Source organism: Loktanella sp. DJP18, assembly GCF_049310965.1.
Lineage (GTDB): Bacteria > Pseudomonadota > Alphaproteobacteria > Rhodobacterales > Rhodobacteraceae > Loktanella.
In genome coordinates this window covers 1-5,736 of the sequence record NZ_JBMERN010000178.1, presented here as the reverse complement: position 1 = coordinate 5,736, position 5,736 = coordinate 1, and the positions used below count along the sequence as shown (strand labels likewise).

Annotated in this window: 8 protein-coding genes and 1 pseudogene; 5 read left to right on the top strand and 4 right to left on the bottom strand. The window is 53.3% G+C overall.

All coding sequences use genetic code 11. The features are described from left to right. Nucleotides 1-610 (top strand): annotated as a pseudogene (locus ACOI1H_RS23100) (hypothetical protein); the annotation flags it as partial. A 68-nt stretch (nucleotides 611-678) separates the two neighbouring features. Beyond that, complete coding sequence (locus ACOI1H_RS23095) at nucleotides 679-1,056, top strand: hypothetical protein (RefSeq protein ID WP_422440496.1); 378 nt, start codon at nucleotides 679-681, stop codon at nucleotides 1,054-1,056. Nucleotides 1,057-1,206: 150 nt separating this feature from the next. Here ACOI1H_RS23095 and ACOI1H_RS23090 read toward each other — a convergent pair whose 3' ends face one another. From ACOI1H_RS23090 to ACOI1H_RS23075, 4 genes are all read right to left on the bottom strand, one after another. Continuing rightward, nucleotides 1,207-2,049, bottom strand: coding sequence for a hypothetical protein (locus tag ACOI1H_RS23090; protein ID WP_422440495.1), 843 nt, complete (start codon nucleotides 2,047-2,049; stop codon nucleotides 1,207-1,209). Continuing rightward, the gene (locus ACOI1H_RS23085) at nucleotides 2,046-2,951 is read right to left on the bottom strand and encodes an ankyrin repeat domain-containing protein (RefSeq protein WP_422440494.1); all 906 of its coding nucleotides are present in this window, start codon (nucleotides 2,949-2,951) and stop codon (nucleotides 2,046-2,048) included. The genes ACOI1H_RS23090 and ACOI1H_RS23085 overlap by 4 nt, the downstream gene beginning before the upstream one ends. A 66-nt stretch (nucleotides 2,952-3,017) precedes the next feature. Then, the gene (locus tag ACOI1H_RS23080; protein ID WP_422440492.1) at nucleotides 3,018-3,317 is read right to left on the bottom strand and encodes a type II toxin-antitoxin system RelE/ParE family toxin; all 300 of its coding nucleotides are present in this window, start codon (nucleotides 3,315-3,317) and stop codon (nucleotides 3,018-3,020) included. Then, on the bottom strand, nucleotides 3,305-3,583 hold the full coding sequence (locus ACOI1H_RS23075) for a CopG family ribbon-helix-helix protein (protein WP_422440491.1): 279 nt from the start codon (nucleotides 3,581-3,583) through the stop codon (nucleotides 3,305-3,307). The genes ACOI1H_RS23080 and ACOI1H_RS23075 overlap by 13 nt, the downstream gene beginning before the upstream one ends. Before the next feature lie 816 nt (nucleotides 3,584-4,399). Here ACOI1H_RS23075 and ACOI1H_RS23070 point away from each other — a divergent pair. The 3 genes from ACOI1H_RS23070 to ACOI1H_RS23060 all read left to right on the top strand — a co-directional run. After that, a complete protein-coding gene (locus tag ACOI1H_RS23070; RefSeq protein ID WP_422440489.1) occupies nucleotides 4,400-4,618 on the top strand; it encodes an antitoxin MazE family protein in 219 nt (72 codons plus the stop codon). Then, a complete protein-coding gene (locus tag ACOI1H_RS23065) occupies nucleotides 4,615-4,941 on the top strand; it encodes a type II toxin-antitoxin system PemK/MazF family toxin (protein ID WP_422440488.1) in 327 nt (108 codons plus the stop codon). The genes ACOI1H_RS23070 and ACOI1H_RS23065 overlap by 4 nt, the downstream gene beginning before the upstream one ends. A 397-nt stretch (nucleotides 4,942-5,338) precedes the next feature. Next, on the top strand, nucleotides 5,339-5,736 hold a 398-nt coding region (locus ACOI1H_RS23060; protein ID WP_422440486.1), incomplete at its 3' end, for a hypothetical protein.

Sequence of the window (5,736 nt, the reverse complement as noted above, 5' to 3'; positions counted from 1 at the left end):
GTTTCGCAAGATTGTCGAGCAATCGAACCTTTACGCCATTCTGGACTATCGCGCCGGCCTCGCCATGTCCTCACGTTACGCCCATCGTCTGCACGAGATGATTTCGTTCCGCGCAGCCCGCGAAAGACAGATGGAGCAATTCACGGTTGAAGAACTTCGCGCCCGCCTTGGTGTTCAGACAGGCAAGCTCGCGACATGGACTGCTTTCAAACAAAAGGCGCTCGACGCCGCCATTGATGAGGTCAACCAATCCAGCCGCTTCCGCGTCAGCTATCGTGTCACGAAGCGGGATCGCCGCAAGACTGTGGAAGTCGAGCTAGCATGGGAAGTCAAAGAGGTTCTCGAAGATGCCAAAAGGGAACAGGAAGCCCACTCGGTTGCCCGCAAGGGCAGGCGGGCTGAAGCTAAGGAGCGGCTGGCATTTCCTGAATCTGGAAGCATCAAGTACACTGATCCATGGGAGCGGTTGGCCCGTGAAAATTGTAACTGGGACCACGGCAAGCTTGCAGATGCTTTCCGGTCATTTTGTTCGGAAAAGGGTATCAAGCTGGGCGCAAAGAACGTCGAAACGGTGTTCGTGAGCTTTTGCAAAAGTCAGAAACGGATCTGACAGTGATGCGTTTTATGATACCCCTGATACGGTCTCATGCGACCCCAAATGAGACGATGTGAGACTCCATGAAATATTCCCTTGGAACTGCCGCAAAAGCCACCAGAAAAAGTAAGACGACGATCCAAAGGGCTATCTCAAAAGGCCGTATTTCGGCTTCGAAAGAGAAAAATGGGCGATACTCTATCGAGCCGTCCGAGCTGCACCGTGTCTTTCCTATGGTGCCCGTTGATATCGTCGCGCAACCGTCTCAAGTGGACACTTCGCGACCCCCGGGTGAGACTTCGCTTCAGGTGAAGGTTGAGGCGCTGGAGGCCATGCTTGAACGGGAGAGAGAAGCACTATCAGAAATGCGCTCCGATAGAGACGCCTGGAAGCAACAAGCTACGGCGCTTCTCGGGGCTCCAAAATCGCAGATGCGTCGCTGGTGGCCATGGAAGCGATGACATTTTGTCAGCATTTGCCCAAAAACGTGCCAAAACCCATTTGGTTTTGAACTAGGTTTGTGGCAGCGAAAACGGGGCAGAGACCGCATGTTCCAAAAACGAGGGTTTTTGGAACGCGTCATTAAAAGGAAAAGACTTAATAATGGATGCTTATTGTCGATCTGGTTTTTCATTGGGCAGATCATCGATTATTTCAATACGAGTGCTTTCAGGGAAACAGATGGCTTCACGACTTGGATTGGCTTGAATGCATTCGCATTTTTCTATCAAGGCATCAGACGCCGCTTTATCAATTTCTATGAGTGATTGTGATTGATTAAAGCACTCAGAAACGGACATCTCTTTGACGCTAATTTCCCCGCCGACAAATGGAACATAATTACACGTTTTTGCCATTATATTTTCGAGCCGGTCAAAGCCAGCCAACTCGCGTAATTGTTGCATTTCCTCGAACGTCTGGCACGCATCGTAGACTTCGGCAGCGGTAACCACAGTAACAGTCAACGCACCAACAAATGGAGCGCTCTCAAGAGGTATAGACGCTATATTTCTAGCTCCTCCAGTAGCAATCCTACGTGAGATCCGACTTCCAATCTGGTCAAATTGGCTTCGTAGTTCTCTCGCCCCTGCAATCTCGTCTGCCTGCCTCCGCAGCGTGGCTGCCGCTCCGTCTAGATTCGACGCCAGTCGTCTGTTTCGAGTTTCCAACTCTAGGTTCGCGTTGCGCAGTCTATCATTTTCGACATCTATAGCTTTGGCGCGGGATCGGACTGCAGTGGCGTCCTCACTAACTTCGGCTACCCAAGACGTGTGGAAAATGGAATCAGCCAGTGTGCTAAAAATTGCGCCAACCTGCTCAAATGCAAAGCTTGCGATATTCAATGCAAGCATCCCCAAGACGACCAAAAAAATAGCGATGCGCCGAAAAACACCTAACGCACTAACGCTGCCCCGCAGCATATTTTGGATAATGGATCGCAGCCGCAAGGTCACGGACAGTCTTGGTTCAATTGCCAGTATCTGGCGTCGCGTTCGATGTTGGAATTTAGGTCGGCCATTTCCTTGGCCGTCCGACCTTTTTTATCCGCTTGGCATCGCACCCCGGGTTCAGTTGCATCAAACAGTGCCAGCCAAATAGTCGGATCATCCGTATAAGCCGCCGCAAGGAGCAGTGCGGTCTGATCGTCGTCGTTAGTCTCGTCCGCATCCGCACCGTACAACAACAGAAGTCTCACGACACTGCCATCAGCGCTGGGGCCACGCTGGGCGGCGAGATGAAGAGGAGTCACCCCCTTGAAGTCCTTGCTATTCGGGTCTGCGCCAGCAGCAATCAGTGCTTCGATCGCATCCCATGAGGATACTTCAGCAGCGTAATGCAACGGCGTCCTACCACTTGGGTCTCCCGCAGTCGCGTCAGCACCGGCGGCGAGAAATGCCCGCAGCATGCCAATAGCCTCGGGCCTTTTCGCTACCCGGTGGATTGGTTTGGTTGCACAGTCCCTGATCTTGCAGGCATCGTCCGGTGCGGGGTCATTGATATCTCCGCCGCCCGCGCTGAATGCTGCCACATGCGATGCGGCATTCCCCTCTGCAGCCAGGGCATGTATCGCCGATTCTTTCTTTGCATTAAGTGATTCGAGATTGGCTCCCAAAGATATCAGTAGACGAACAATTTCCGTTTCAGGGCTGTGCACCATGGCAAGGTGCAAAGGCGTGTTGCCTTGATCGTCTCTGGCACCGGATTTTTCAGAATTCCCTGAAATACAATCCGTCATCTCTTGGGCGGTAACTTCTCGGTAAAAATCTTCTGCTTTCAAATCGCACTCCGCATATGCCGCTGATGCTGAAATAAATAGCAAACCAAACGCTATTATCTTACCAATCACTCGCAGCATCTCTCAATACCTTTACACTTCATTTAGCCTATCCTTTGGACCGTTTGTTGAACAGCTCCATAATGTCTATGTAGCTTGATAACCCGCCTCTTTCTGGTGCCGGATTGCAAGGATTATCACGGCATCGTCGCTGATCCGATATCGCACTACATATCCGCTGTCGCCAAATTCGATTGGCCATTCCCTAAATTGTTCAGGAAGATCATCAATCATCCGACCGAGGCGGGGATACGCACAAAGTATCTTCACGCCCTGTCGGATAACTTCACCAGCTCGAAGCGCGGCATCAGCACTCTTCGGGCGTAAAAAATCACGCAACCGTTGCAGATCCCGGATCGCCGCGGGAGCAAATTTTACTTGTGGCATTCAGGAGCAGGCTGTTCATTTTCAGTTCCCCAGCTTGCTAGCCACTGATCGACATCTTCGGCAGTCGCGTGCAGTCCTGTTTCCTGAAATTCCTTCCACGCTTCGAGCGTATCCTCACGCAGCGCCTCTCGCTTTTCTTCGCGCTCGACATACTGCGAGATAGCTTCGCGCATAATCCAGTGCGACGTACGTTTCCGGGCTTCAGCGAGATGCTGGACGCGCCCTTTCATGCCGCCATCAAGCTTGACGGATGTTGCCGATGCCATGTGTCTATCCACCAAAAGGTATTACCTTACGCTATCATATGATATTTACATCCAGTTTGTCCATTGGCCTGTGATTATGTCACGGTCGTTTTTGCCAGACTGCTTCACCCTCATTTCCCCAGCAAAATCCGCCCTATCAGCAGGCGGATCTTTGAGGCTGATCGAGCAGATTTCTGAGTTCACTCTCAAACAGCCGTCGCAGCCTTGGAAACAAGGGGGTGAAGCGGCGTGGAGGGGGAGTGAACAATCATCCCCTATTTCTTGCCAACTTCACCCCTCTCAGATCCGAACCGCAAAGCCCCGTCGTGAGACGTCTTGGACCGATCAGCCGACGGGGTGGATTTAAGCGGGTTCTCACATGCCGCGAGAGGCGATCTGGGGGCATGTGAGAGGCGTGAAAGCCGCCGAGCAGAGATCACCCTGCAGAGGCCGCGCGTTCCGCTGTGCGGGGCGGGTCTGAACACAGTACGGAGGCCAAAATGCAATTTTGGTATACAGTACGCATATCCTGCAATTGCGACCCTCCACAGGAGCGCCCCACTTCGACCCTACGGCGTGTTGTTGCGAGGCCAGCTCCCTCGGGTGTCCAGCGCCCAGAAAACCCCATAGCTTTCGCTCGTCAGACCGGACGTTCCTGAGCGAGCTGGTGCGTCCTATCTGGGCACTTTTCGCTTAAAACGAAAAGTGTCTTACAACGCACATATCCTGCTATCGCTTCCCTTCATTTTGAGCCGCGCAACGGCAGATCGACCACCGGCCTCCCGGACTTGAACGGACCATCCCAATTCGTTACATGTAACGAAAGAGGAGACCGCCATGCCGACCCCTGTTTCACACCGTGTTCAGAAACGCCGTAACGCCATGCGGGCGGCAGGGTTGCGACCTGTCCAAATCTGGGTACCTGACACCCGCCGCCCCGGCTTTGCAGCCGAGTGCCGCCGTCAGGCCCTACTCATCGCAGAGTCCGACCGTGCCGACGCTGCCTTAGGTGATTTCATGGACGCGGCCTTGGTCGATGTGGACGGCTGGGTTTGAAGCGGGGCGATCTGGTCACGGTCGCCCTTCAGGGCGATTACGGCAAACCGCGGCCCGCTCTGGTGATCCAGTCCGATCGTTTTTCTGACACGGCCACCACAACCATTCTACTGGTCACGTCCACCATCAACGACGCGCCCTTGGTCAGGATGACGGTTGAGCCGTCAGCGGAAAACGGATTGCGCACGACCTCTCAAATCATGATCGACAAGGCGATGACCGTCCGCACGGACAGACTGGGTGCCACATTCGGCCAAGTTGGCGACACCACGATGCTGGAAGTGAACCGGGCACTGGCGTTGTTCCTGGGGATCGCCGGGTAGCCAGAAACAGCTCTAAAGGTACCGACATCACCAGACCCGTTTTTTAGCCTCGTAGAAGCCTATCTTTGCTGCAGGCACATTTTGATGGCTAAACTGCCGTCAGGGCTTCCAGCGCCTCTCTCCACCTCTCTTACGGCTACCTTGACCCCTTTCTCAACATGCTGTGTCGTGTTGAAAGGCGCCGAAACCAACTGTATTTTCATCGAGAGGAACGCAGTTCCCTTATTTCTATAGGTTTCTCTATTTCAGAGGCTTGTAAGCCGTTGAGGTTAAAAGGGTAATCCGATTAAGAAACACTTATTGGGACCTTAAACACACTTTTGGGGACTCCATAACACACCTTTGGGGACTTCTAACACTTATTGACTGTCTAATAAGTGTTAGTTATGGGTTTGGTATGGGATATGCAGTCAACAGCGCAGAGACGAGCAGCCATGATCCTGCCCGGTTGAGCAAGGCGGGCGAGCTGGTAGATGGGCAGTACAGCGAGCGAGCGTTACGTAACCCGCCAAGCTTGCAAGCCCTTAAGCTCCAAGATGTACTGATGAAGAACGCAGGGGGCAGGATCGCTGATGATCAGTGGCACGAGTTGCCGCTGGCGACATTCAAGCAGGTTAAGGGGTTTCGCAATCTGACCCACGAAGACGTGGTGCGGCTCTTTGAGGAACTGCGCAGCGTGACCATGCGCCACGTAAACAATGCCGAAGGTCACACCGCTGTTTACGGCCTGATCGCCGTGGGCCGTGTGGACATGGACGAGGGCAATGGCAAACTGCGCTACAAATTCGATGATGA